The sequence below is a fragment of the Sphingomonas sp. DG1-23 genome (genome assembly GCF_030730875.1).
Taxonomy (GTDB): domain Bacteria; phylum Pseudomonadota; class Alphaproteobacteria; order Sphingomonadales; family Sphingomonadaceae; genus Sphingomonas.
This window is the reverse complement of record NZ_JAVAMA010000002.1, coordinates 337,883-363,748: the sequence shown is the minus strand read 5'-3', so window position 1 is coordinate 363,748 and position 25,866 is coordinate 337,883. Positions and strand designations below refer to the sequence as shown.

Annotated in this window: 24 protein-coding genes; 15 read left to right on the top strand and 9 right to left on the bottom strand. The window is 66.6% G+C overall.

The genetic code is table 11. From position 1 onward, the window contains the following. The first annotated feature begins 259 nt into the window (after positions 1 to 259). Genes Q9Q95_RS04780 through Q9Q95_RS04770 form a run of 3 tightly spaced genes read left to right on the top strand, consistent with a single transcriptional unit; the run spans position 260 to position 6,092 of the window. Positions 260 to 1,444: an efflux RND transporter periplasmic adaptor subunit gene (locus Q9Q95_RS04780; protein ID WP_306094435.1), complete on the top strand. Its 1,185-nt coding sequence runs from the start codon at positions 260 to 262 to the stop codon at positions 1,442 to 1,444. Positions 1,445 to 1,455: 11 nt separating this feature from the next. After that, entirely contained in the window at positions 1,456 to 4,656 is a 3,201-nt protein-coding gene (locus tag Q9Q95_RS04775) for an efflux RND transporter permease subunit (protein WP_306094433.1), read from the top strand. Beyond that, the gene (locus Q9Q95_RS04770) at positions 4,653 to 6,092 is read left to right on the top strand and encodes an efflux transporter outer membrane subunit (protein WP_306094432.1); all 1,440 of its coding nucleotides are present in this window, start codon (positions 4,653 to 4,655) and stop codon (positions 6,090 to 6,092) included. Before Q9Q95_RS04775 ends, Q9Q95_RS04770 begins: the two co-directional genes overlap by 4 nt. Positions 6,093 to 6,095: 3 nt before the next feature. On the opposite strand, the gene Q9Q95_RS04765 is transcribed toward Q9Q95_RS04770, so the two are convergent. Continuing rightward, a complete protein-coding gene (locus tag Q9Q95_RS04765; RefSeq protein ID WP_306094430.1) occupies positions 6,096 to 8,060 on the bottom strand; it encodes a S9 family peptidase in 1,965 nt (654 codons plus the stop codon). Positions 8,061 to 8,215: 155 nt separating this feature from the next. Here Q9Q95_RS04765 and Q9Q95_RS04760 point away from each other — a divergent pair, with 155 nt between their 5' ends. After that, positions 8,216 to 8,833 (top strand): energy transducer TonB, encoded by a 618-nt coding sequence (locus Q9Q95_RS04760; RefSeq protein ID WP_306094428.1) that lies wholly within the window; start codon positions 8,216 to 8,218, stop codon positions 8,831 to 8,833. 12 nt (positions 8,834 to 8,845) lie between these two features. On the opposite strand, the gene Q9Q95_RS04755 is transcribed toward Q9Q95_RS04760, so the two are convergent. Then, positions 8,846 to 11,695 carry a TIM-barrel domain-containing protein gene (locus Q9Q95_RS04755; protein ID WP_306094426.1) on the bottom strand — a complete coding sequence of 950 codons (2,850 nt, stop codon included), beginning with the start codon at positions 11,693 to 11,695 and terminating at the stop codon, positions 8,846 to 8,848. A 173-nt stretch (positions 11,696 to 11,868) separates the two neighbouring features. Here Q9Q95_RS04755 and Q9Q95_RS04750 point away from each other — a divergent pair, with 173 nt between their 5' ends. From Q9Q95_RS04750 to Q9Q95_RS04740, 3 genes are all read left to right on the top strand, one after another. Next, positions 11,869 to 12,099, top strand: a complete 231-nt coding sequence (locus Q9Q95_RS04750) for a hypothetical protein (protein WP_306094424.1) — start codon at positions 11,869 to 11,871, stop codon at positions 12,097 to 12,099. A gap of 4 nt (positions 12,100 to 12,103) precedes the next feature. Beyond that, positions 12,104 to 12,628 (top strand): gamma carbonic anhydrase family protein, encoded by a 525-nt coding sequence (locus tag Q9Q95_RS04745; RefSeq protein WP_306094422.1) that lies wholly within the window; start codon positions 12,104 to 12,106, stop codon positions 12,626 to 12,628. An 85-nt stretch (positions 12,629 to 12,713) separates the two neighbouring features. Continuing rightward, entirely contained in the window at positions 12,714 to 13,658 is a 945-nt protein-coding gene (locus Q9Q95_RS04740; protein WP_306094419.1) for a nitronate monooxygenase family protein, read from the top strand. 117 nt (positions 13,659 to 13,775) lie between these two features. Here the strand turns inward: Q9Q95_RS04740 and Q9Q95_RS04735 are convergent, their stop codons facing one another. Next, on the bottom strand, positions 13,776 to 14,234 hold the full coding sequence (locus Q9Q95_RS04735) for a DUF1465 family protein (RefSeq protein WP_306094417.1): 459 nt from the start codon (positions 14,232 to 14,234) through the stop codon (positions 13,776 to 13,778). Between the two features lie 76 nt (positions 14,235 to 14,310). Further along, entirely contained in the window at positions 14,311 to 14,508 is a 198-nt protein-coding gene (locus Q9Q95_RS04730; RefSeq protein ID WP_306094415.1) for a YdcH family protein, read from the bottom strand. A 150-nt stretch (positions 14,509 to 14,658) separates the two neighbouring features. Here Q9Q95_RS04730 and Q9Q95_RS04725 point away from each other — a divergent pair, with 150 nt between their 5' ends. Beyond that, positions 14,659 to 14,811, top strand: coding sequence for a YdcH family protein (locus Q9Q95_RS04725; protein ID WP_306094413.1), 153 nt, complete (start codon positions 14,659 to 14,661; stop codon positions 14,809 to 14,811). Positions 14,812 to 14,918: 107 nt separating this feature from the next. Here Q9Q95_RS04725 and Q9Q95_RS04720 read toward each other — a convergent pair whose 3' ends face one another. Together Q9Q95_RS04720 and dksA are read right to left on the bottom strand one after the other, a co-directional pair. Then, on the bottom strand, positions 14,919 to 15,296 hold the full coding sequence (locus tag Q9Q95_RS04720; RefSeq protein WP_306094411.1) for a PilZ domain-containing protein: 378 nt from the start codon (positions 15,294 to 15,296) through the stop codon (positions 14,919 to 14,921). 104 nt (positions 15,297 to 15,400) lie between these two features. Beyond that, positions 15,401 to 15,868, bottom strand: a complete 468-nt coding sequence (dksA, locus tag Q9Q95_RS04715; protein ID WP_306094409.1) for an RNA polymerase-binding protein DksA — start codon at positions 15,866 to 15,868, stop codon at positions 15,401 to 15,403. Positions 15,869 to 16,286: 418 nt separating this feature from the next. On the opposite strand from dksA, the gene Q9Q95_RS04710 reads away from it, so the two are divergent. Next, positions 16,287 to 17,132, top strand: a complete 846-nt coding sequence (locus Q9Q95_RS04710) for a hypothetical protein (protein WP_306094326.1) — start codon at positions 16,287 to 16,289, stop codon at positions 17,130 to 17,132. 76 nt (positions 17,133 to 17,208) lie between these two features. On the opposite strand, the gene Q9Q95_RS04705 is transcribed toward Q9Q95_RS04710, so the two are convergent. Together Q9Q95_RS04705 and Q9Q95_RS04700 are read right to left on the bottom strand one after the other, a co-directional pair. Continuing rightward, positions 17,209 to 17,550 carry a hypothetical protein gene (locus Q9Q95_RS04705; RefSeq protein WP_306094324.1) on the bottom strand — a complete coding sequence of 114 codons (342 nt, stop codon included), beginning with the start codon at positions 17,548 to 17,550 and terminating at the stop codon, positions 17,209 to 17,211. Between the two features lie 114 nt (positions 17,551 to 17,664). After that, positions 17,665 to 18,123, bottom strand: coding sequence for a host attachment family protein (locus Q9Q95_RS04700; protein ID WP_306094322.1), 459 nt, complete (start codon positions 18,121 to 18,123; stop codon positions 17,665 to 17,667). Positions 18,124 to 18,211: 88 nt separating this feature from the next. Here Q9Q95_RS04700 and serS point away from each other — a divergent pair, with 88 nt between their 5' ends. From serS to Q9Q95_RS04680, 4 genes are all read left to right on the top strand, one after another. Then, on the top strand, positions 18,212 to 19,483 hold the full coding sequence (gene serS / locus Q9Q95_RS04695; protein ID WP_306094320.1) for a serine--tRNA ligase: 1,272 nt from the start codon (positions 18,212 to 18,214) through the stop codon (positions 19,481 to 19,483). Positions 19,484 to 19,530: 47 nt separating this feature from the next. Then, positions 19,531 to 20,295 (top strand): 5'/3'-nucleotidase SurE, encoded by a 765-nt coding sequence (surE, locus tag Q9Q95_RS04690; protein ID WP_306094319.1) that lies wholly within the window; start codon positions 19,531 to 19,533, stop codon positions 20,293 to 20,295. 48 nt (positions 20,296 to 20,343) lie between these two features. Continuing rightward, on the top strand, positions 20,344 to 21,411 hold the full coding sequence (locus Q9Q95_RS04685) for a M23 family metallopeptidase (protein ID WP_306094318.1): 1,068 nt from the start codon (positions 20,344 to 20,346) through the stop codon (positions 21,409 to 21,411). Between the two features lie 73 nt (positions 21,412 to 21,484). Beyond that, positions 21,485 to 22,492, top strand: a complete 1,008-nt coding sequence (locus Q9Q95_RS04680) for a TrkA family potassium uptake protein (protein WP_306094316.1) — start codon at positions 21,485 to 21,487, stop codon at positions 22,490 to 22,492. On the opposite strand, the gene Q9Q95_RS04675 is transcribed toward Q9Q95_RS04680, so the two are convergent. After that, positions 22,482 to 23,255: an AAC(3) family N-acetyltransferase gene (locus Q9Q95_RS04675; protein WP_306094314.1), complete on the bottom strand. Its 774-nt coding sequence runs from the start codon at positions 23,253 to 23,255 to the stop codon at positions 22,482 to 22,484. The genes Q9Q95_RS04680 and Q9Q95_RS04675 overlap by 11 nt on opposite strands. 36 nt (positions 23,256 to 23,291) lie before the next feature. Between Q9Q95_RS04675 and Q9Q95_RS04670 the strand changes: the two genes are divergently transcribed. Together Q9Q95_RS04670 and rimO are read left to right on the top strand one after the other, a co-directional pair. Further along, entirely contained in the window at positions 23,292 to 23,654 is a 363-nt protein-coding gene (locus Q9Q95_RS04670) for a DMT family protein (protein ID WP_306094312.1), read from the top strand. Between the two features lie 343 nt (positions 23,655 to 23,997). Next, positions 23,998 to 25,326 carry a 30S ribosomal protein S12 methylthiotransferase RimO gene (gene rimO / locus Q9Q95_RS04665; protein ID WP_306094310.1) on the top strand — a complete coding sequence of 443 codons (1,329 nt, stop codon included), beginning with the start codon at positions 23,998 to 24,000 and terminating at the stop codon, positions 25,324 to 25,326. The last annotated feature ends 540 nt before the right edge of the window (positions 25,327 to 25,866 follow it).

Sequence of the window (25,866 nt, the reverse complement as noted above, 5' to 3'; positions counted from 1 at the left end):
ATGAACCCCCAGCCCCGATCCTCACCCGATTTGCGGGAATCTCGCGCCCGCGCCGTCTTATCACGAAGTGCTCGATCTCCGATGGCGTGGCGCTGCGCGCCGCTACGGATTCGAGCCTTTGCCGGGTTTCCGAAGGAACGGCTGCACTTGCGCCCGGGCTCCGCAGCCTTGCGCCTGATGCATCCGTACCGATAGGTACGAATCTGCTTGCAACCCCGGCCGAGTGCTTTAATTGCTGCACCGCAGAAAGGGGAAGCTTGTGCGTCTTGCGCTTGGTATCGTTGCATTGTCGTTGCTCGCCGGATGCGGCGGAGAACAGGCACCCCCTGCCCCGCCGCCGGCGCAGGTGACCGTCGCCACGCCCGTCCAGCGCGAGGTGGTCGACTGGGACGATTATACCGGCCGCTTCGTCGCGCCGCAGGACGTCGAGATCCGTCCGCGCGTCAACGGCGTGGTCACGGCGATCCACTTCCGCGACGGTCAGGACGTGCGCCAGGGCGCGCCCTTGTTCACGATCGATCCGCGCCCTTACCGCGCCGCGCTCGCCCAGGCCCAGGCCCAGGCGACCCGCGCCAATGCCGCGCTGTCGAACGCCCGCCAGGTCACGGCGCGCAGCCGCAAGCTCGCCGGCGCACAGGCGGTCAGCACCGAAGAGCTCGAGGCCAACATCGCCGCCGAGCGCACCGCCGCGGCCGATCTCGCCGCCGCGCGCGCCGCGATCGACAATGCGCAGCTCAATCTGAGCTTCACCACGGTCCGCGCGCCGTTCAGCGGCCGCATGTCGGACCGCAAGGTGAGCATCGGCGACTCGGTCGCCGACGGCCAGACGATCCTCACCCGCATCGTCTCGCTCGATCCGATCTGGTTCGAGTTCGAAGGCGCCGAGAGCTTCTACCTCAAGAATCTGCGCCAGGATCAGCGCGGCGAACGCGGCTCCTCGCGCACCACCGCCAACCCTGTCCAGATCCAGCTCGCCGACGAAAGCGAGTATCGCTGGAACGGCCGGATGGAATTCCTCGACAATGCCGTCGATCCCGATTCGGGAACGATCCGCGCGCATGCCGTGGTGCAGAACCCCAACCGCTTCCTGACCCCCGGCATGTTCGGCCGCGCCCGGCTGCTCGGCTCGGGCACCTACAAGGCGATGCTGATCCCCGACGAGGCGATCGTCACCGACCAGACCCGCCGCCTCGTCTATGTCGTCGGCAACGACAACAAGGCAGTGCCGCGTCCGGTGGAAGTCGGCGCGACGGTGGAGGGCCTGCGGATCGTGCGTGACGGCCTCGCCCCGACCGACCGGGTGGTGATCACCGGCGTCGGGCGGCTTCAGCCCGGCGCGCCGGTGCAGCCGGTCAAGGGCGTGATCAAGGCCGATCCGACCAAGCAAGCCGCGCCGACCGCTCCGACGCAGGAGCCGGCCTCGGGCCAGGCGACTGTCCGCTAGGGACCGCACCGATGAAATTCCCCCATTTCTTCATCGAGCGGCCGATCTTCGCGGCGGTGCTCTCGATCCTGATCGTGATCATCGGGGCGATCGCCTATCCGTCGCTGCCGATCGCGCAATATCCGAGCATCGCGCCGCCGACGGTGGTGGTCACCGCGACCTATCCGGGCGCGAGCGCGGAGACGCTGGCCGAAACCGTCGCCGCACCGATCGAACAGGCGATCAACGGCGTCGAGAACATGATCTACATGACCTCGTCCTCGACCGGCAACGGCCAGACGCAGATCACGATCGCGTTCAAGCAGGGTACCGATGTCGATCAGGCGCAGGTGCTGGTGCAGAACCGCGTCCAGCAGGCCGAACCGCGCCTGCCCGAGGACGTGCGGCGTCTGGGCATCACGGTGAACAAGAATTCGCCCGACTTCCTGATGGTGGTGTTCTTCACTTCGCCCGACGACAGCCTCGAGATCCCGTACATCTCGAACTACGTCACCCTGCAGGTGCTCGACCGGATCGCGCGCGTTCCCGGCGTCGGCCAGGCCCAGGCGTTCGGCGGCCGCGACTATAATATGCGCGTATGGATCGACCCCGGCCTCGCCGCCGCGCGCGACATGACCGTCGACGAAGTGGTCAATGCGATCCGCGGGCAGAATCTCCAGGTCGCCGCCGGCGCGGTCGGCCAGCCGCCTTACGGCAAGGCCAGCCCCGCCTTCGAGCTGGGCGTGCAGGCCAAGGGCCGGCTGAGCACCCCCGAGGAATTCGGCAAGGTCGTGGTCAAGCGCGACACCGAAGGTCGGCTGACCTATCTGCGCGACGTCGCGCGGATCGAGCTCGGCGCGCAGGATTACAGCTTCAACGGCTATCTCGGCGGCAAGCGCGCCGTCGGCATGGGCATTTTCCAGATGCCCGGATCGAACGCGCTGGCGACCGCCGACGCGGTGAAGAAGGAACTCGACACGCTCTCGCAGAGCTTCCCTGCGGGCATGAAATATTCGATCGACTACAATCCGACCGAATATATCTCGGAATCGATCAGCGCGGTCGAGCACACCTTGGTCGAGGCGCTGATCCTCGTGGTGCTCGTGGTGCTGGTCTTCCTGCAGAGCTGGCGCACCGCACTGATCCCGATCATCGCGATCCCGGTGTCGCTGGTCGGCGCCTTCGCGGTGCTGCTCGCGTTCGGCTATTCGCTCAACACGCTGTCGCTGTTCGGGCTCGTCCTCGCGATCGGCATCGTCGTCGACGACGCGATCGTGGTGGTCGAGAATGTCGAACGGCTGATGGAAGAGGAAAATATCGGCCCGCGCGAAGCCGCGCACAAGACGATGGACGAAGTGTCGGGCGCGATCATCGCGATCTCGCTGGTGCTGGTCGGCGTGTTCATCCCGACCATGTTCATCCCCGGCATCTCGGGCGCCTTCTACCAGCAATTCGCGATCACCATCGCCTCGGCGACGATCATCTCGGCGTTCGTCTCGCTGACGCTCTCGCCGGCTTTGTGCGCGCTGGTGCTCAAGAAGCCCGAGCACGACAAGGCGCCGCGGCCCGGCCTGCTCGGACTGCCCGGGCGCGCGGGCAAGAAGTTCAATGCCGGCTTCAGCTGGCTCTCGCACCGCTATAGCCGCCTCACCGCGCGGCTGGTGCGGATGCTGGTGATCGTCGGCGTCGTCTATGTCGCGCTGATCTTCGTCGTCGGCTGGCGCTTCACTGCGACGCCGAGCGGGTTCATTCCGCCGCAGGATCAGGGCTATCTGATCGGCGTGGTCTCGCTGCCGCCGGGTTCGTCGCTGCAGCGCACCGACGCCGTGGTACGCGAGGCGATCAAGGAATCGATGAAGCTCGACGGGGTGCAGACCTCGATCGGCTTTGCCGGCCTCGACGGCGCGAGCTTCTCGACCGCGCCGAACGCAGGCGTGGTGTTCTTCGCGCTCAAGCCGCACGCCGACCGCAAGCAGAGTGCCGACGAGATCCAGCAGGCGCTCTATCCGGCGCTCGGCGGGATCAAGGGCGGCGACATCATGGTGATCGCGCCCCCGCCCGTCCCCGGCATCGGCACCGGCGGCGGCTTCAAGATGATGGTCCAGGACCGCAGCGGTCAGGGCTATCAGGCGCTGGCGCAGGCGAGCTTCGCGATGATGATGGGCGCGAACCAGGCCGAGGGCGTCGCCGGCGCCTTCTCGCTGTTCAACACCGGCACCCCGCGCCTGACCGCCGAAGTCGACCGCGACCGCGCCGAGCGGATGGGCGTGCCGGTCGCCAACATCTATTCGACGCTCGGCTCGTATCTCGGCTCGGCCTATGTCAACGACTTCAACTATCTGGGCCGCACCTTTCGGGTAACCGCGCAGGCCGACGCCGCCTATCGCGACGACGCTTCGGACATCCAGGCGCTGAAGACGCGCTCGGCTTCGGGCAAGATGGTGCCGATGAGCGCGGTGATGGCGCTCAAGAACGACGCCGGACCCTATCGCGTCGTGCGCTACAATCTCTACCCCGCCGCCGAATTGATGGGCGACACCAAGCCCGGTTTCTCCACCGGCCAGTCGCTCGACTCGATGGAGGCGCTCGCCGCGCGGACCCTGCCCAAGGGCATGGGCTTCGAATGGACCGAGCTGGCGTTCGAACAGCGCCAGGCGGGCAATACCGGCGTGATCGCCTTCGGTCTCGCGGTGGTGTTCGTCTTCCTGCTGCTCGCGGCGCTCTACGAGAGCCTCGTGCTGCCGCTGGCGGTGATCCTGATCGTGCCGATGTGCCTGCTCGCCGCGATCCTCGGCGTGAATCTGATGGGAATGGACAACAATATCCTGACGCAGATCGGGCTGGTCGTGCTGATCGGCCTCGCCGCCAAGAATGCGATCCTGATCGTCGAGTTCGCGCGCCAGGGCGAGGAGGAACAAGGGCTCGAACCGCGCGCGGCGGCCGAGCAGGCGGCGCATCAGCGCATGCGCCCGATCATCATGACCTCGATCGCGTTCATTCTCGGCGTGCTGCCGCTGGTGATCGCGAGCGGCGCCGCGGCGGAGCTTCGTCAGGCGCTGGGCGTCGCGGTGTTCTTCGGGATGATCGGCGTGACCTTCTTCGGCCTGCTGTTCACCCCGGCATTCTACGTCATGGTCCGCAAGCTGGCGGGCTGGGCGGAACGGCAGCGCGCGCGCTTCTCGCACAAGAAGCCCGACGCGCCGCATGCGCCCGAAGCGGAGGCCATGGCATGAAGCGCCTCTCGATCCTCGCCGCAGGCCTGCTCTCGGCCTGCGCGGTCGGCCCGAACTATGAGCGGCCCGCGACGCCGCCGACCGCGGCGGGCAATTTCGTCGATCCCGGCGTCACCAAGGTCTCCACCGGCGCGGTCGAGGGCGAATGGTGGCATTTATTCCGCGATCCGGTGCTCGACCGGCTGGTGGTCGATGCGCTGGCGCACAATACCGACATCCGGGTCGCCGCCGCCAATCTGAAGCGCGCCCGCGCCTTGCTGTCGGAAGCGCGCAACCAGCGGCTGCCGACCACCGACCTCAGCGCCCGCTACACGCGCCAGCGCCAGGGCGGAAACGCAGTCAACTTCCCTGGCGTGCAGAGCAGCGAATTCGACTTCTTCCAGGTCGGGCTCGACGCGGGCTATCAGGTCGATCTGTTCGGCCAGGTATCGCGCTCGATCGAGGCGGCGCGGGGCGACCTCGCCGCGGCGCAGGCCGGGCTCGACGCCGCGCGCATCGCCATCGCCGCCGAGACCGCGCGCACCTATGCCCAGGCGTGCAGCTTCGCCGCGCAGGCTGCGGTGGCACGCGAGACCGCGCAGCTGCAGGACCAGACGCTCGGCCTCACCCGGCGGTTGCTCGAGGCGGGCCGCGGCACCCAGCGCGACGTCGACCAGACCATGGTCCTTGCCGAGAATGCGCGTTCGCAGGTTCCGCAGTTCGAGGCCGAGCGCCGCGCCGCGCTCTATGCGCTCGCGACCCTTACCGGCCGTCCGCCGGCCGAGACCGATGCCGCAGCGGCAGGATGCACCGTCGCGCCGCAGGTCAGCGGGCTGATCCCGGTCGGGGACGGCACCGCCCTGCTCGCCCGCCGTCCCGATGTCCGTCAGGCCGAGCGCCAGCTCGCCGCCGACACCGCCCGGGTCGGCGTGGCGACCGCCGCGCTCTATCCCTCGATCCGCCTGCTCGGCTCGGTCACGCTCGGCGCGCAGGATATCGGCGACCTCGCCAAATCGGATTCGTTCGGCTTCTCGCTCGGGCCGCTGATCAGCTGGAGCTTCCCCAATATGGGGCAGGCCCGCAGCCGCCTGCGTCAGGCCGAAGCGACGTCGGAGCGCTCGCTCGCGGCATTCGACGGCGCCGTGCTGACGGCGCTCCGCGAAGTCGAGCAGGCGCTCGCCCGCTATTCGGGCGAGATCGAGCGCAACGTCGCGCTCCGCCGTGCCGAGACTGCCGCGACCAACGCCGCGCGGATCGCCGGCCTCCGCTTCTCCGCGGGCCGCGACACCCTGCTCCAGCGCATCGACGCCGAACGCGACCGCGCCAGCGCCCGCGCCACGCTCGCCCAGTCCAACGCGGCGCTCGCCGAAGCGCAGGTCGCATTGTTCAATGCGCTCGGCGGCGGCTGGGAGACTGCGCCGGCGCCCGTGCGACGCGAGCCGGCCGCCACGCAATAAGCCTCAATTCTCCGGCGGATCGGCCGGATTGTGTTTGGCGAGGAAGCTTTCGAGACGCGTGAGGAAATCGGCGAGGTTGGCCGAACTCTCCAGCCCATGGCCCTCGCCCTCGTAAAAGGCGGAGGTGATCTCGGGCCCGAGATCCTTTCGCCTGGCGAGTGCCTTGATCATCTGTTGCGCCTGTTGTGCGGGCACGGTCTTGTCGAGCGTCCCGTGCGCGATCAACACCGGCACGCGCAGCCGCGAAGCCTGGGCGAGCGGCGACAGCGCCTTGAGATCGGCGTCCTTCTCGCCGCGGATCCGCTGCTGCCATTGCTTGAAGTAGCGCGTCGCACTGAACATCTGGCGATCGTAGCGCAGCATGCCGGGCAGGTCGGTCACGCCGGCGAGGCTCGCGGCGCAGCGATAGCGTTCGGGGTTGCGGATCGCACCCCACAAAGCGACGTAACCGCCATAGGATATCCCCATGATGCAGACCCGCTTCGGGTCGATGATGCCCTGGCCGGCCAGCCAGTCGACGCCGTCGTCGACATCGTCCTGCATCTTGCGGCCCCATTGGCCGTAGCCCAGCTCGACGAAGCTCTTCCCATAGCCGGTCGATCCGCGGAAATTGGGCTGGAGCACGGCATAGCCGCGGCTGGCGAGGAACTGCACGTACGGATCGTAGCGCCAGCCGTCGCGCGCAAAGGGCCCGCCATGCGGCAGGAGGATCAGCGGCAGGCCCTTCCCGGCCCGCCCCTGCGGCAAGGTGAGATAGCCGGGGATCGAGACGCCGTCGCGCGCCGTGTAGCGGATCGGCGCGACGGTGCTCAGCCGCGCCTCCGAAAGCTTCTGATAGGGCTTCACCAAGGTTTCGAGCCGCCGCGCGGCCACGTCGAACGTATAGAAGGTGCCCGGATCGCTCGCCCCGCCCGACCAGATCAGCAGATGCTTCCCGTCAGCGCTGCTGTCGATGACGACCGAAGCAAGATCGGGGAAAGCCTTGTCGAGACGCTTCTGCACGGTCTGCATCGCGGGCGATATCCACGCCACCCGCGTGCGATCGTCCTCATAGGAGATGCCGGCGATCGCGCGCGTCTGCGGATCGGGAACGATCGCGGTGACGTCGACGGCGGGATGTTCGTAGATCGCCTCGCCGATCTGCCCGCTGCCGAAATCGAAACGATATGCCGCGAACCGCCCCGTCCGCGTATTGGTGACGATCGCCCCCATATTGTCGCCCGGGAAGAAATAGACGCCGTCGACCGAGCCCTCGCTCTCCTCGAACCGCGGCGAGCGCACTTTGGCGAGCGCCGCGCCGGGCCGATCGCGATACCACATCGTCCAGCGGTCATCGTCATAGGCGATGCCGGCGCGGACCACGCCATTGGTGTCGGCGAACCAGCTCCAGACATTGGGCCGCGCCTTCTCGACGATCTCGCTGGCGCCCGAGCCGAGATCGATGCGCCGCACCAGCGGTGTCTCGCCCACGGCCTTCGGCGCGGCGAGCAACAGCCACTCGCCTTCCGGATCGACGTGAAGCACTTCGCCGGTGAGGAAAAGATTGTTCTTCGGATCGAGATCGTGAAGCGCCCCGGTCCGAAGATCCAGCACCGTCAGCCTGGCGATCTGCAGCGTGAGGCCGAGCACCTCCAGCACGAGATCCGACCGGACGAGCAGCCGGTTCGGACCGGCCCAGCGCACGTCCGAAATGGGAAGCGCGCCGACGTCATAATATTGCGGCTCGGTCGCCGTGCCCGCGAGCGTGGTGACGAGCAGCCGCGTCTTGACGCCGTTATGCTCGACCGCGGCGACCCTCGCCGCATCGGGGGACAGTTTCGGCAGCGAGAAAGCGGGCTTCTCGGCAAAGACCGCCGCAGGGATCGGGACCGCAGCGGGAAGCGCCGCCGGCGTTTGCGCAGTCGCACCCGGCGCGCACAAAAAGAGAAATGCCGCGCCGCCGAAACGGCTCAGCCGAATTGCCCGCATGATCGCCCCCTTCGCCGAGGACCGGCGACACGCCGAACCTAAAGCGGGGCCGCCGCGCAATGCAAGCCTCGCTGCCGTAGCCCGCGGCGCGTGACGATTGCCTATCGGCCTGCCGCACGTCATGCTGCCTTCCTCGCATTCGAGGGAGGCCGTTGATGATCACGCTGTTGCTCGTAGCCCTGCAGGCCGCGCCGCTTGCCCCCGAACCGCCGCGGCTCGTCGATCCGCAGCCGGTGATCACCTATGACGATTATCCGATGGAAGCGATCCGCCGCGGCGAAGCGGGGATCGTATCGGTCCTGCTCGCGGTCTCGCCCGAAGGCAGCGTCACCGGGTGCAAAGTCACCGAATCGAGCCTTTCGAAGCTGCTCGACTCGCAGACCTGCGCCCTGCTCTCCAGGCGCGCGCATTTCGAGCCGGCGACCGATGCGAGCGGCCGCAGCATCGCCGGCGAATATCGCATGTCCACGCCATGGGGATTGGAGAAGGAGCACCAGCCGCGCAGCACGATCGACGCGACGTTGCAGGTTGCGGCGCTTCCCAACGGCTATGTCCGCCCCGCCAAGGTCCAGCTCGTCTATTATGCGGCAGGCGCGCCCAAGGAGTGCGCGGTGCTCGCATCGAGCGGGAGCGGCGCGGCGGACCGGACCGCGTGCGACTATGCCACGCGCACCTTCCGGGCCGAGGCGCCGAAGAGCGGCTCGTCCTCGGCTGCCGCGGCGGTGCGCTATTTCAACGCCAGCTTCATGGTCGACAAGGTCGCCTCGCGCTGAGCCGGCGGGCGATCACGGTCGCCGGACCGTGATCGCCGTCCCGTCATAGACGAAATTCTGCGGCGATTCAGCGAAGTCCGGCGCCACGGCGCGGCCCGGCAGGTAGAAGCGCACCGACACCGCGCGCTTCTTCTCCATCCCGTCGAAACCGCCTTCGCGCGCACCGATCGTCAGCGTCGCGCCGGCTTCGTCCCATTTCACCGGCACCCGCGCGAACTTGCCCTGCTTATAGGCCGGGCTGACGCCGTCATCCTCGTAGAGCGAGAAGGACCCGTCGGCACCGGTGAAGACGTGCAGCACGATCGGCCCGTCGGGCTGTTCGCCGACAAAATTGAGCGCGGCGCCGGTCGGCACGATCGATCCGGCGCGGACGAACAAGGGCATGCGCTCGCGCGGCGCCGCCGCCTCGATCGTCTGGCCGCCCTTGAAGAAGGCTCCCGTCGCGAAATCGTACCAGCCGGCGCCTGCGGGCAGATACAGGTCGCGCGCCCGGGCATGGAATTCGGTCACCGGCGCGACGAGGAAGGCCGGCCCGAACATATAGGCGTCGTCCACATTCCACGTCTTGCGATCGGCCGGGAAGTCCATCACCAGCCCGCGCATCATCGTGCCGTCCTTGTGCCAGGTGTCGGCGGCGATGGTGTAGATATAGGGCATCAGCCGGTAGCGCAGGCGATCGTACCAGACCATCGCGTCGTACATCGCCGGATCCCCGGCCGCGATCTCGAAGATCTCGCGTTTCGGCGTCTCGCCATGGCTGCGGAACAACGGCGAGAAGGCGCCGAACTGGAACCAGCGCAGATTGAGCTCGCGCCATTCGGCGACATGCGCCGGCTCCTGATTGGTGTAGCGGTCCTCGAGCGCGAAGCCGCCAATGTCGTGCGTCCAGTTGGGCACCCCCGACATCGACAGATTAACCCCGGCCGAGATCTGGTCCCGGAAATCGTCCCAGCGCGCAGTGACGTCGCCAGACCACAGCGCCGCGCTCGCCCGCTGGATGCCGCCGAAGCCAGAGCGCGACAGAATGAAGGGCCGCCGTTCGGGCTGGGCGCGGCGCAGATTCCCGGCCACGCCTTCGACATGGACGAGCGGATAGCTGTTGAACACTGCGGCCCCCGGCCCCGCCGCCGGCGAGCCCATCTGATAGGCGCGTTCCTCGATCGACAGGTTCGAATGCCAGTCGGGCTCGTTCGAATCGAGCCACCAGGCGTCGAAGCCCTTCGACACCAGTTTCTCGGCGATCTGTTTGAAATAGAGGTCGCCGGCGCCGGGTGCGTAGGGATCGTAGAAGGTGTTGGCATAGCCGGGCCCGACCCAGTCCTTCTGTCCGGCGTCGAGCGGACGGCGATACAGAAAGCCTCTGGCGTCGAGCGCCTTGCCGTTCTCGGTGTGCGGATAGAATTTGGCCCAGACCGAGATCATCACTTGCGTGTTGAGCGCATGCGCTTCGTCGACCATCGCCTTGGGATCGGGGAAACGCGTCGCGTCGAAATCGTGACTGCCCCATTGGTCGTCGACCCAATAGCGCCAGTCGAGCACGACATTGTCGATCGGGATCTGCCGCTTGCGATATTCGCGGACCACGCCCAGCAATTGCTCCTGCGTGTCGTAGCGCTGGCGGCTCTGCCAGAAGCCATAAGCCGAGGCGGGCATCATCTCGGCCTTGCCGGTGAGCCCGCGATAGCCGGCGATGACTTCGTCCATGTCGCGGCCGCCGACGAAGTAATAGTCGATCGACCGGCCGACATCCGAGGAGAGCCAGAGCGAGTGGCGGTCGGGCTCGGCCAGCGGATCCGAATGATAAAACGCGAGATAGCCGGCATTGGGTTCCCATTCGACCCGCAGGTCGACCGGCTTGCCCTTCGTCATCTCCAGCTCGAAATTGTGGAACCACGGGTTCCAGTTCTGCCGCCAGCGCGACAATATCTCCTTGCCGTCGGCGAAGACCTTCACATAGCTCGACGAATAGAGCCGGAACTTGTGCATGCCAGTCTTTTCCGGCGTGACGCTGCCGCTCCACACAACGTTCTGCTTGCCGACCACCACGCCGGCGGTGTTCTGCCCGCTCTCCGGCGAGGCGACAGTCTGCGCCTTGGCGGCCGCGGGCCAGTTCTTCTGATCCCGGATGAACTGATAGTCGATGAACGGCTCCTGCCGGGTCACCGCGGGCTTGTCGTCGAGGAAATATTCGGCCTTCCAGCCGGGCTTGCCGCCGCTAGACACCTTCAGCCCCTGCCCGACATGCGCGTAAGGCAGCGGATTGCCGAAGCGCGTGATCGAGGCATTGTCCCAGAGCAGCCCGTAATTGCGCGTCGACACGAGGAACGGGATCGCGATGTCCATATTGTGCTGGGCGAGCTCGACGTCCTCGCCGTTATAGTTCATCTGCCGGTTCTGGTGCTGGCCGAGGCCGTAAAACCCCTCGTCGGTGCCGCGGTTGAATTGCTGTTCGGTGGCGAGGAAGGGTTTGCCGTCGGCGCTGGTCGGCGTGAAGCGCCGCCGGGTCTCGTCGAGGACGAGCTTGCCGGCGGCGTCGCGGAACTGGACGCGGCCGTCGGAAAGCCGGATCTCGGCGGTCGCCTTGGGCAGCTTGAGCGTCACCAGCCCCCTCACCTCGGTCACTACCGGATCGCCCGCCGCCTCCGCCGTCACCATCAGGCTTTTGGGCAGGTTGAGATCGCTGGCCGGAACCGCCGTCACCCGGAACGCAGCGTCGCCATAGGCCAATACTCGCACGCGCTTCGCCGCCCCCTGGTCCGGAGTGACGATCACGCCGTGCGTCACCCGCTCGACTTCGGACGCCAGTGCCGTGCCCGACATCAGCATCGCGGCAAGCGCCGCGCCGCGCAGCAAGTTCCTCAAGCCCCGTCTCCTGTTTTTTATGGATGCTATGTATTTTCAGATCATCCGTCCAGCGGGGCGGCGCACGACCAATGCCGCGGCCTACGCGGTGATCCGCAGGATGCCGGCATTGAAGCGTTAACCTTGGCAGGCTAACGAAACCTCGGGATCACGCGGGGGCGGGTTTGAGGACGATGGCCGAGTTTTTCATCTCTATCTACGCGATGCTGGCGATGTTCGTGCTGTTCGCGATGCAGCGCAACCAGCGCGAGCAGCGGCCGAACCCACAGATGGTGACGCTCGTCGGCTGGGGCCTGTTCTCGCTTTCCTCGACCCTGGCGATCCTGCTCGGCGCGGTGAGCCTCGCCTTCGCGCTCGGGCTGCACATGCCGGTGCCCGCCGGCTTCGACGCCCCGCTTTTCTAAGGCCATGCCGCTCTATGAACTGGGCGGCCAGCAACCCCGGATCGCCGCCGACGCATGGGTCGCGCCGAGCGCCGACCTGATCGGCGACGTCCAGCTCGCCGAACTGGCGAGCGTATGGTTCGGCACGGTGATCCGCGCCGACAATACCTCGATCCGGATCGGCGCGCGGACCAACGTCCAGGACGGCGCGATGCTCCATTCCGATCCCGGCGCGCCGTGCACGCTCGGCGACGACGTCACCGTCGGCCATCATGCGATCCTTCACGGCTGCACGATCGGCGATCGGGTGCTGGTCGGCATGGGCGCGACCATCCTCAACCGCGCGGTGATCGGCGCGGATTGCCTGATCGGCGCCGGCGCGCTGATCACCGAAGCCAAGACCTTCCCGCCCGGCCATCTGATCGTCGGCGCGCCGGCGAGGGCGATCCGCCCGCTCGACGACGCGCAAAAGGCGATGCTCAGGGCGTCGGCGGCGCTCTATGCCGCCAAGCAGCGCGACTATGCGCGAAGCCTCCGCCGAGTCGGCTGAAGCGGTTTACCGCCGGATCGGCCCTGCCGTAGCGTCGCCGGCAGCGGGATAGACAGCCCTATCGGTTGCGCTACAAAACCGATCCATGGCTCTTCCTCCCTTGTTCGATCGCCTCCGGCTTCCCGTCATCGGCTCGCCGCTGTTCATCATCTCGGTGCCCGATCTGGTGATCGCGCAGTGCAAGGCGGGGATCGTCGGCTCGTTTCCGGCGCTCAACGCCCGGCCGCAGAGCCTGCTCGACGAATGGCTGCACCGGATCACCGAGGAACTCGCCGCGTGGGACCGCGCCAACCCGGATGCGCCGGCCGCGCCGTTCGCAGTCAATCAGATCGTCCATCGCTCGAACGACCGGCTCGAGGCCGATCTCCACACCTGCGCCAAATGGAAAGTGCCGATCGTGATCACGTCTCTCGGCGCGCGGCCCGAGCTCAACGATGCGGTGCACAGCTGGGGCGGGATCACGCTGCACGACGTCATCGACGATCGCTTCGCCCATAAGGCGGTGGAGAAAGGCGCCGACGGGCTGATCCTCGTCGCCACCGGCGCGGGCGGACATGCCGGCAAGCTCAATCCCTTCGCGTTCGTCCAGGAAGTGCGCGAATGGTTCGACGGGCCGGTGATCCTGTCGGGCGCGATCGCCACCGGCCGCGCGGTGCTCGCCGCGCAGGTGCTCGGCGCCGACCTCGCTTATATCGGCTCGCCCTTCATCGCGACCGACGAGGCCAATGCCGTCGACGCGTACAAGCAAGGCATCGTCGAGGGCCGCGCCGCCGACATCGTCTATTCCAACCTGTTCACCGGGGTGCACGGCAATTATCTGCGCAGCTCGATCATGGCCGCCGGGCTCGACCCCGACAAATTGCCCGAGAGCGATCCCAGCGCGATGAACTTCGGCGGCGCCAAGGCGTGGAAGGAGATCTGGGGCTCGGGCCAGGGAATCGGCGCAGTGACCGCGGTCGAACCGGCGGTGGTCAAGATCGAGCGGCTGAAGCGGGAATATGCCGCGGCGAAGGCGGCTTTGGGTTTCTAGCCGTTTGCGCGAAATGGAATAGTGCTCCTGCGGAAGCAGGAGCCCAGGATCGCAAGCGAAACACTCTGTTACTCTGGGCTCCTGCTTTCGCAGGAGCACGACAGCCCTGATAAACTTCTAGAACGAAGCGGCCAGCCGGTCGAGCATGCGGCGCGCGGGGCTGTCGTCCACCAGCGGCTCGTCGAGCGAGGCATCGAGGCGTGCGACGCGGCGGTGCAATTCGACGCTGGTGGCAATGATCGCGCGCGCCTGGGGCGGCATCGCGTCGAGCGTCGCCGAGTCGGTCTCGGGGGCGTCGCCGAGCCGGCGCGACGGCGACAGCGCGTCGACGGCAGTCAGCTCGCCCGCCTCGACTGCGCGCTGGGTAAGCAGCCACGCGATGATGTGCATCAGCCGGGTGGTGACCTTGAGCGACTCGCACGAGAAGGTGACCCGGCTCAGCGCCTCGAGCGACTCGCGCTCGGCGCGGCCGACGACGTCGAAATAGGCGCGCGCCTCGTCGGCGAGCAGCATCGCCTCGACATAGAGCGAGTCGACCAGCCTGCGATGGATCGCCGAGGTTGCCTGCTGCGTCATCCGACAAGGGAGTGCCATATCGGAGGCGCCAGTTGAATGCTTAATATTGCAGGACTTTCGTCCCGCCCCGGGAGGATCAGGCGATGATGTCGGGAACCAGTTCGTCTTCGAGCTGGGTCATTTCGTCGCGCAGCCGCAGCTTGCGCTTCTTGAGGCGCGCGAGCTGGAGCTGGTCCGCCGACCCGGTCTGGCCGAGCGCCTCGATCGCGGTATCGAGATCGCGATGCTCGGACCTGAGCGCCTCGAGCCGCCGCTGGATCTCGCTCTCGTCCATCTCTGCCCCCTGTTACGCGTCACATTATCGGCAACGAACCATCGCGGCTTTTCCGCGGGCTGTCGATTGCGCCCAATACAGGGGGCGACAAGCGGTTCGAAAGGTGATCTATTAGCTCCCCCCGGCGCTTATCGAAGGAGGAACGCTTCCATGCAGAACGCGCATTTCGTGGCACTCAACGCCAAGCATTCGACCCTGGATCAACGGATCGCCGCCGAGTCGCAACGGCCGTTACCCGACCAGATGCTTATCGCGGAATTGAAGAAGCAGAAGCTGCGCGTCAAGGAGGAGCTCAGCCGCTAGCGCGGCCATCCACAGCTTTGTTGCGGGAGGTGCGGTCTGCGGCCGCACCTTTCCCGGATGCCGAATTCAAGCGCGACGATGCGAAGATCGAAAATGCCCCGGCGCGATCAGCGCCGCGTGAGCACCGGCTTCGCGTAGGACGTATTTTGCGCGCCCTTGCCGACCGGCTTGCGCGCCAGCATCGGGTCGATCTCGATATCGAAGGCGACGCCGACGCGGCCGTCGGTAGCCCAGGCGATACGCCCCTTCACCCAGCCGACGCCGCGGACTTCGATCTCGACGGGCGTGCCCATTTCGACCGGCGCGGCATATTCGGCCATCAGGCCGCCCGAAGAAAGGTTGCGCACGCGCACCTGAGCGACCTTTTCGTCGCCGGCGATGCGGAACTGCGCCGTCAGCATCAGGCTGTCGCGCGAACCACTACGCTGGCCGGCGAAGTCGTCGGCCGAGAGCGTGTTCACGGAATCGGTAGAGAACTGGTCCATCGGAGCTGCTCAAACGCCAAATTGAATTGCGGGGATTAGAGCAGCAATCCCTGACGAAAGCGTAAATTAAAAGGGCCGCAAAAACGATGCGGCCCAAAAAATTGCTATTCGTCGCGCGATACCTTCTCGTTGCGCTCGTGACGCTCCTGCGCCTCGACCGTCATCGTCGCGATCGGCCGCGCCTCGAGCCGGGCGAGCGAAATCGGCTCGCCGGTCACTTCGCAATAGCCATATTCGCCTTCGTCGATCCGGCGCAGCGCCGCGTCGATCTTGGCGATCAGCTTGCGCTGGCGATCGCGGGTGCGCAGCTCGATCGACCAGTCGGTCTCGCTCGATGCGCGGTCGGTGAGATCGGCCTCGCGCAGCGAATCGGTCTGGAGCTGGTTGAGCGTGCCTGCCGCCTCGCGGTAGATCGCGTCCTTCCACGCCAACAGCTTCTCTCGGAAATAATCCTGCTGCCGCGCATTCATGAAGGGTTCGTCGTAATGCGGGCGATAGCCCTCATCGCCGTCGTTCGCCGCCGCCGGAAATTGTTTTCCCGTTTCGTCGGACCGTTCCCAAACAGTAGCCATCCCCACTCTCCACACCGGTCGCCCAAGTGGCCTGGCCGCTGGACGACTGCCTTTTGCCCGCACGCCCTATACTTGCGCGCGAAGGCATAAACAAGCGCGCTATTATGGCAGGCGCGCTGACTAATTCCCGGTAACATGGAGGAAATTAGCCCCGGCTGAACAGAGGTCGAACGGCGACCTTCGTTAACCCTGTCGCTTCACAAGTAACGACCTTGCCCGCGCGAGAACCGTACCGAAACCGTACATTAACCATAAGCTCTGCGCCGGGAACGCAAAAAACCGTCCAAGAACAGGGTAAATGGCGCTCGTTTCGCTTGCGCTTAATAGTTTGTTTTGCGTTTCTTGCGCATTGAGGGCGCAGAAGCTGCTGACGGTTCCGTGGGGAGCGAGGCGCCAGCAACAGGAAGAGTGGGACATCATGTCGGTTCGCATGGCCTTGGCGAAACTCTGCGCATGTGCCTGTGGCGGCGCAGTCATCGGCGGCGGCGGCGTCTATGCCGTCGAGCGCGTGACGCAGCCCAGCGTGGTGAAGCAATATACGGTCGCGAAGAAGCGCGTCGTCCGCAAGGCGGCCGTGGCAGGCACCGTACGCAAGAAGCTCGTCCGCCGCGTCACCACCACCACCACCCAGGCCCAGCCGCAGGTCGTCGTCGTGACGACTCAGGGCGCCCCCATCCCGCTTCCGCCGCGCGAAATGCCGGTGGTGGCGGCCGCGAGCAGCGCGGCAGCCGGCGTGGTCGGCGGTTCGGGCGGCTATGGCGGCTTCGGCGGCGGCTTCTTCGCCGGCGGCTTCTTCGGCAGCTCGGGCAGCAGCTCCGGCAGCAGCGGCATCAATATCGAGATTTCGAGCGGGGGCTCGTCGACCAGCACGTCGTCGGGCGGCTCGTCCACCTCGACCGGCGGCTCGTCGACTTCGACTTCGACCGGCGGCTCCTCGACCTCGACGTCGAGCGGGGTGAGCTCGTCGACTTCGTCCTCGACTTCTTCGTCGACCTCGTCGTCCACTTCGTCCTCGACTTCGTCGAGCACTTCTTCGAGCGGCAACTGGAGCACGTCGAGCGGCTGGAGCACCTCCAGCGGCTGGGGCTGCAAATGGGGCAAGCATTGCGGCGGATCGAGCGGCCATCACGGATCGAGCGGCTCGTCGGGCGGCCCCGAGCCGGTCCCCGCCCCGCCGATGGTCCTGCTGTTCGGCGGCGCGGCCGCGGCGCTGATCGCCCGCAAGCGCTGGGCCAGGAAGAAAGCCGATTCGGCCGGCGCATGATCCCGTGCTCCTGTGCAAGCGGGAGCACGGGCCAACCGGATTGTGCAGGACCTCCTTCCGACCAGCGGCGGGACAATCAGGCTCTTCGATATACTACAACGCGATTGACCACGGTGTCACAACTGGACACCGTACTGGAATCATATGCCACATCGACGACGTAGTTCGATGAAAACGCCAGCATGATCGAGCCGATAATAGCATCGTAGTTCGGCGCGCCGAGCGGCAAGATCATTCGGTTCGCGTCGCACGGACTACCGGGGTTCACTTGCGCGCCGTCCAGCTTGAACGAGAATCCCCCGGCGGTGGGGTAGAGATACAATATCTTGCGCTGCATTGCCCAAGCATCCTGAGCATTTGCCGCGCCCGGCATCGCCGCCAGCAATGCAAAAGCGACACCGATTAAAACACGCTTCATTACACCCCCCATTTCGCAAGAGATTACCATCTCCGTGACGCGAGGGGAGGTCAAGGCGCTACGCGCCGACCTTGTCTGTCAGGGTCGACGCGCAGGGTATCCCTGGCACGACGGCTAGTCCGCCCTGGCAAGCGCCTCCTCGATCTGCGGCACGGTGTGCCCGGTCAGATCCTTGTCGATCTCGGCCTTGAGCCGGTCGCTCACTTCCTTGTGATAATGTTTGCGCAACTCGCCCAGCGTTCGCGGCGGCGCGATGATGATCAGCGATTCGAACTCGTTGGCGAGCGCGCGCTTCTTGAGCAGCGCCGCCGTCTCGGCGGCGAAGCGATCTTCCTCGAGCTGGTGGAAATCGACTTCCTCCATATTGCCGCCGCCCCAAGCGCCGCCTGCGGTGCGGGTGCCCATCGCGCCGCCGGCAAGGTCGGTCGCCTGCTCGCTGTGCGCGGGATTGTGCTTGTCGACCACCTTCTTCTCGACCTGCAGGTTGGGATATTCGGCATCGCCTTCGTTCCTGAGGAACAGCATCTTCCGGCCATCCGCGACCACCACGACTGTATCGTGCGGAACCAGCATGTCTCGTCTCCTTGGTTTCGTTGCATCTCCAACGCAGCCATGGGGCTCAGGGTTGCGCCGGCCATCGCGCGCAGTCATACGCCCGGCCATGCACGACATCCGCTTCATCCGCGAAAATCCCGAGGCCTTCGACGCCGGACTGGCGAAGCGCGGGCTCGCGCCGCGATCGGCCGAACTGCTCGCGCTCGACGAGCGCCGCCGCGCGCTGATCACCGAGGCGCAGACCGCCCAGGCGCGCCGCAACGAAGCGTCGAAGGCGATCGGCGCGGCCAAGGCGCGGCGCGACGACCCGACCGATCTGATGGCCGAGGTCGCGGCGCTCAAGGAGCGGATGCCGGCGATCGACGCCGAGGAAAAGGCCGCCGGCGCGGAGCTGACCAGCCTGCTTGCGGCAATCCCGAACCTGCCCCTCGCCGACGTTCCGCAAGGCGCCGACGAGGAACACAATGCGCTCGTCCACGAACGCGGCACCCTGCCCAGCTTCAGCTTCGAGGCGAAGGAGCATGACGCGATCGGCCCGGCGCTGGGGCTCGATTTCGAGACCGGGGCATTGCTCGCGGGCTCGCGCTTCACTTTCCTGCGCGGCAGCACCGCCCGGCTCCACCGCGCGCTCGGCCAGTTCATGCTCGATACGCTGACCCGCGAGCACGGTTTCGAGGAGGCGGTGGTTCCGCTGCTGGTGCGCGAGGAGGCCATGTTCGGCACCGGCCAGCTCCCCAAATTCGCCGAGGACAGCTTCCACACCACCGATGGCCGCTGGCTGATACCGACCTCCGAAGTCAGCCTGACCAACAGCGTGCGCGAGCAGATCCTGCCCGAAGCGATGCTGCCTTTGCGCTTCACCGCGCTGTCGCCCTGCTTCCGTTCCGAGGCGGGCTCGGCGGGGCGCGACACCCGCGGCTACATCCGCCAGCACCAGTTCGAGAAGGTCGAGATGGTCTCGATCACCACCCCCGACCAGTCCGAGGCCGAGCACGAGCGGATGACCGCCTGCGCCGAGAACATTCTCGACAAGCTCGGCCTCGCTTTCCGCCGGATGAAGCTCTGCACCGGCGACATGGGCTTCTCGGCAGCGCGGACCTATGATCTCGAAGTGTGGCTGCCCGGCCAGGCGCGCTATCGCGAGATCTCGTCCTGCTCGACCTGCACCGACTTCCAGGCGCGCCGGATGAACGCGCGCTACCGCCCCGAGGGCGAGAAGGCGACGCGCTTCGTCCACACGCTCAACGGCTCGGGACTCGCAGTGGGGCGGACTTTGGTCGCGGTGGTCGAGAATTATCAGCAGGCGGACGGCTCGGTGGCGGTGCCCGAGGTGCTGCAGCCCTATCTCGGCGGGCTCAACCGGCTGGAGGCGAAGTGAGGGCGGCCCTCATTCCTCCCCGTGCTCGCTCGGGGAGGAATTAGAAGATGCGCATCCTGCTCACCAATGACGACGGCATTCACGCGCGCGGGCTCTCAGTGCTCGAGCGGATCGCGCGGACGATTTCCGACGACATCATGGTGGTCGCGCCTGCCGAGGAGCAATCGGGCAAGAGCCGTGCGCTCACTTTGACCGAGCCGTTCCGCGTCCGCCGCATGGACGACAGGCGCTATGCGGTTCGCGGCACGCCGACCGACTGCGTGATGTTCGCACTCGGCGAGGCGATGAAAGGTTCGCCGCCCGATCTCGTGCTTTCGGGAGTCAATCGCGGCGGCAATCTCGGCGAGGATGTGAGCTATTCGGGCACCGTCTCGGCTGCGATGGAAGGCGCCCTCGCCGGCATCCGCTCGGTCGCGCTCAGCCAGCGTTACGAGCGCACCGGCATGGGCGATCAGGTCCCGTTCGACACCGCCGAGGCCTGGGGCGAACGCGCGCTGCGCCCGTTGCTCGACGCGCCCTGGGCGCCGCGCACCCTGGTCAACATCAACTTTCCGTCGGTTCCCGCCGATGCCGTGAAGGGGATCAAGCCGGTCGCGCAGGGTCTGCGCGATTATGGCCGGGCCGGGCTCGACAAGCGCGTCGATCCGCGCGGATTTCCTTATTATTGGCTGGCGATGAGCCGCCTGCCGCACACCCCCGATCCCGAGACCGATCTCGAGGCGATCGAGCAGGGATGGATCACGGTGACCCCGCTCCATCTCGATCTCACCCACCGCAACTCGCTGGAAAGTCTCAAGTCGGTCTATTGTTAAGCCCCGAGGTTTACCTTATTAAATTGTTAAGGGGTAAGGGGGTTCGCAATGCGCCGAATGGGGGCACTGCTGTTCGGCGTCGTGTTGATGTCAGGCTGCATACCGGCTGAGGCCGGACGAGGCGCGCGCAGCTATGACGCGCCCGAGCAAAATCGACCGCAGGAGCAGTTCGAGCGCCGCTCGCTCGATCAGGACGTGCGCGCTTTGCCCGCGCCGCCGCCCGCCTGGGAGGCGCGCCGGGTCACTGCCGATGCGCGGCAGGTGACGAGCTCGACCTATGTCGTCCAGTCGGGCGATTCGCTGCGCACCATTGCGATTCGGACCGGCGCCGGCTCCGAAGCGATCGCCCGCGCCAACAATCTCGCGGCACCCTTCGTCATCCAGCCCGGCCAGCGGCTGAGCATCCCCGGCGGGCGCTATCACCTCGTCCGCGCCGGCGAGACCGGCATTGCGATCGCCCGCGCCTATGGAGTCGCCTGGTCGCGGATCGTCTCGGCCAACGCGCTCGCCGAGCCGTATATCCTGCGGACCGGCCAGCGGCTGCTGGTTCCGGGCAGCCGCCCCGAGACGATCGAGGAGCGCGCCGCGCGCTTCCATCTCGACATCGACGACATCCTCACCGGCGGCGAACCCGCGCTGGCGGCGAATGCGAGGCCCGCGAGGCCCACGCCCTCCTCCGCGCGCGTCCTGCCGGCGACGACTCCGGTGGCGACGCCGAGCACGCGTATCGCGGGCCAGTTCGCGTGGCCGGCCAAGGGAACGATCGTCAAGCGCTTCGGTCCCGGCAAGAGCGGCGAGCGCAACGACGGCATCAAGATCGCCGTCCCGCTCGACACGCCGGTGCTCGCCGCCGCCGACGGCGTCGTCGCCTATGTCGGCAGCGACGTGCCGGCATTGGGCGGGCTGGTGATCGTCAAGCACGGCAACAGCACGACGACGGTGTACGGCCATGCCGGACAATTGCTCGTCCAGCGCGGCCAGTCGGTGAAGAAGGGCCAGATGATCGCGCTCTCCGGCAATTCGGGTTTCGCCGACCGTCCCGAGCTTCATTTCGAGATCCGTCAGGGGCGCACCCCTGTCGATCCGATGTCGAGGCTGCCCGCGCGGCGAGATTAGTCCTCCCCTGGCGGGGAGGATCGATGAACCTTCCCCTTGCCCCTGCCTTGCAGGGAGGGGATAGAAGCGCAGAATGCCCGTGCTCCCCCCCGCGACGCTCAAGCGCAAATCGAGCCTGCCGGTGTGGGTGTCGATCGGCTGGCGGGTGCTGGCGGTGCTTGCCCTGCTCGGGCTGGCGGTGGGCGTCCACTGGATCGAGCGCGACGGGCTCAAGGACACCGCCGACGGATCGGTGAGCTTCCTCGACATCCTCTATTTCACGTCGATCTCGGTGACCACCACCGGCTATGGCGACATCGTGCCGGTCAGCACCTCGGCACGGATGTTCGACGCGTTCGTGGTCACGCCGATCCGCGTCTTCGTGGTGCTGCTCTTCCTCGGCACCGCCTATAATTTCGTGCTCAAGCGCACCTGGGACAAATGGCGTATGGCAGTGATCCAGCGAACCCTTTCGGGGCATATCATCGTGGCCGGTTACGGCACCACCGGCTCGGAAACCGTCGACGAACTGATCGCGCGCGGCAGGGATCGCGGCAGCATCGTCGTGATCGACCAGAACGAGAATCGGCTCGGCCGCGCCAGGGAGTGCGGATGCACCGTGCTGCAGGGCGATGCGACGCGCGACCAGATTCTCAAGGACGTGCGGATCGAGTGCGCCGAATCGATGATCGTCTGCGCGGGGCGCGACGACACCTCGATCCTGATAACCCTCACCGCCCGCCACCTCGCCGCCGCGATCCCGATCAGCGTCATCGTCCGCAACGAGGATAACGAGTTGCCCGCGCGTGCCGCCGGCGCGACGACGGTGGTTAATCCGGTGAGCTTCGCCGGGCTGTTGCTCGCCGGCTCGTGCCAGGGGCCGCATCTTTCAGGCTATCTGATGGACCTCGCTTCCTATCACGGCGAGGTCGAGCTCGCCGAGCGCCCGGTGCGGGCGGAGGAAATCGGCAAGCCGCTCGCCGCGATCGAGACGGGACTCGGCGTCCGCATCTATCGCGACGGCGCGCATTTCGGCCACAAGGCGCCCGAGGCGAGGGCATTGCAGGCGGGCGACCTGATCGTCGAGATCGTCACCGGCTGATCGCGAGGTTCTCCCGGGCTTCGTCGCATTCCTCGCAATTCTCCGCGGCATCGTGGAGGAAGATCAGCGGATCCGCCCGGATCCGCGGCACCGCCACCCGGATCAGAGCCTCGGCATCGAACAATCGCGCTTCGGCATTGCCTACCCGCCCCTCGCGCTGGAGCCCCTCGGCACGCAACCAGCCGTCGGCGAGCGCGAATTTTTCGCAGCAGCTGTCATTCTCGCCATAATGGACCTGCGCGCCATCGGCGGCGGTATAATGGAAGTCGCTGCGATACGGCGCGCCGCCCAGCAATTCGGCGAGATGCAGCATGGTGTTGGCGTCATGCCCGACTCCGAGCAGCAGGATCGCCCCGCCGGCCTCGCGGATGCGGTCGATCGCGCTGCCCGGCGCCGCGGGCGGCAACACGAACGGCCCGCCGGTGATCCAGCGCGCCTCGGGACCGATCGCCGCCACTGCGTCGAAATGCGCGCTGCGGATCACGCCCGGCTGCTGCCAGAACAGCGAAGGCAGGATGCCGAGATCGTCGCGATTGGGGGTAATCGCGGGGTCGAACGGCACATCGTCGTCGCCGGTCGCGGAGGGCATGGCCAGCGTGCCCTGCGGGCCGAGCGCCGCCCGCAGCGCGGCGATCAGCCCAAGCGGGCCGCCCGCCACCGGCCGCACCGCGCGAAAGCTCGAATGTACCAGCAGCACCCCGCCTTCGCGCACCCCGAGCGCGCGAAGCTGTCCCACCAGTTCGTCGTGCGTCGCGCTTTTCATGCTTGACCCTTCGCCCGGGGCCATGATGGTCGCTGCATGCCTGCCACTTTCCTCGCTCGCGTCCTGCCGATCCTGCTGCTGGTCGGTTCGAACATCCTGATGACTTTCGCCTGGTACGGCCATCTCAAGTTCAAGGACAAGCCGCTGCTCGCAGTGATCCTCGTCAGCTGGGGGATCGCCTTTTTCGAATATTGCCTCGCCGTGCCGGCGAACCGCTGGGGCAGCAATTTCTATTCGGCGGCGCAGCTCAAAGGGATGCAGGAAGTGATCACCCTCGCGGTGTTCGCGGTCTTCTCGATCCTCTATCTCGGTCAGAAGATCACCGCGAACCATCTGATCGGCTTCGCGCTGATCGCAACGGGGGCGTTCTTCCTGTTCCGGGCACCCGTGTCGGCCTGAGGCTGCGGCCACATGAAACACGAATGATCGGGATCGGTTGGAGAGCGGTCATCAAACCGCGATCGTCACCCCAGCCTTGTGCCGATCCACCACGCCTCACCCGATGGCATTTGCCTCGAAGTTCTTGAGTTGCCGCCCGGTGGACCCCGGAACAGGTCCGGGGTGACGGTTGAAGTAGTCAATGTCCATGACAGGGCGGAAGCGGTCGTTCCCGTCAGGGTCTCCGACCTCCGCAGCCTGAGAAACTGCATCGCCTCTTCCGGTCACACCGGCACGATCGTGAACCATGCGCAAAACCCCCGGCTAGCAATTTCCCCCAAAATCCCTATGTCGCCCGCCAATCATGGCAACCAAACTCCCTGACTCCCCGCGCATCGGGATGGTGTCGCTCGGCTGTCCGAAGAACCTCGTCGACAGCGAACGCATCCTCACCAAGCTGCGCAGCGACGGCTATGCGATGTCGCCCGACTATCAGGGCGCCGACATCGTGCTCGTCAACACCTGCGGCTTTCTCGATTCCGCCAAGGAAGAGAGCCTCGAGGCGATCGGCGAGGCCATCGCCGAGAACGGCCGGGTCATCGTCACCGGCTGCATGGGCAAGGAAGCCGAGGTCATCCGCGCGCGCTTCCCCAACGTGCTCGCGGTCACCGGCGCGCATCAATATGAGGAAGTCGTCGGCGCGGTGCACGAGGCGGCGCCGATGCCGCCCTCGCCCTTCGTCAATCTCGTGCCCGATGCCGGGCTCAAGCTGACTCCGCGCCACTACAGCTACCTGAAAATCTCCGAGGGCTGCAACCATCGCTGCGCCTTCTGCATCATCCCGAGCCTGCGCGGCGATCTGGTCAGCCGCCGTCCCGACGCGATCCTCCGCGAAGCCGAGAAACTGGTCGAGGCCGGCACGAAGGAATTGCTGGTGATCAGCCAGGACACTTCGGCGTACGGCGTCGACATCCGCAAGGAGCCGCGGATGTGGAAGGGGCAGGAAGTGGTGCCCCACATGACCGATCTCGCCCGCGAGCTCGGCAAGATCGCGCCATGGGTACGGCTGCACTATGTCTATCCCTATCCGCATGTCGACCATGTCATCCCGCTGATGGCCGAGGGGCTGGTCCTCCCCTATCTCGACATCCCGTTCCAGCACGCCGCGCCCAATGTGCTGCGCCGCATGCGCCGCCCCGCCAACGAGGCCAAGGTGCTCGAGCGGCTGCGCGGCTGGCGGGCGATCGCGCCCGACATCACGATCCGCTCGACCTTCGTCGTCGGGTTCCCCGGCGAGACCGAGGAGGATTTCCAATATTTGCTCGACTGGCTCGACGAAGCCCGGCTCGACCGTGTCGGCGCGTTCCGCTTCGAGCCGGTCGAGGGTGCGTCGGCGAACCTGCTCCCCGATCCGGTGCCGGAGGAAGTCAAGGAAGAGCGCTACGCCCGGATCATGGAGAAGACCGCGGCGATCAGCGCGGCCAAGCTCCAGGCGAAGATCGGCCGCACGCTCGAAGTGATCATCGACGAGGTCGGCGAGGATGGTGCCACGGGCCGCAGCCAGGCCGACGCGCCCGAGATCGACGGCGAGGTATTCCTCCGCGACGCGGGGCATCTCAACCAGGGCGATATCGTCCGCGTGACGATCGAGGATGCCGACGAGCACGACCTTTACGGCGTGCCGCTTCCCTGAGCGGGCGGAACCGTCTCGCGCTTGCGGTCGTCTCGCCGTGAGTCCCACATGCTCAGCGAGTGCGGCGCTTCATAGCGTCGTACGCTGCGCTCGCGATTCACCGATTGATTCCCCTGCAGGTCTGGGAAGGACCAGGCCTGCTCCATGACCGAGACGCTCTCGCGCCTGGGATCATAATCGAGATCGACGCGTGTCGCCCAGCCGCCCGGGCATTCGGGCCCCCGCCGGTTGACGCGCGTATCGACAAGCGGAACTTGTCCGCATCACACAATATCGCGACAGGCGGCTCCTCGTCGTCATCCGACGCGACCGTCCGGTCATAGCCGACGATTTCCAGCAATTCAGGCAGGGACGTCCGGGCGCGCGCGACGTCCGCGAAAGCGCGTATCCCCTCCGTCACATCAGGGGCGCCCTGATACGCATTCGGCACGGCCTGCTGGCCGCAGCCCGCCAGCAGTGGCACTCCAAGCACTGCGGAAACCCATGCGCGCGCGCCATGCCTCCCCGAACAACCGGCAATGGCATCTTGCCGCGCCCTGC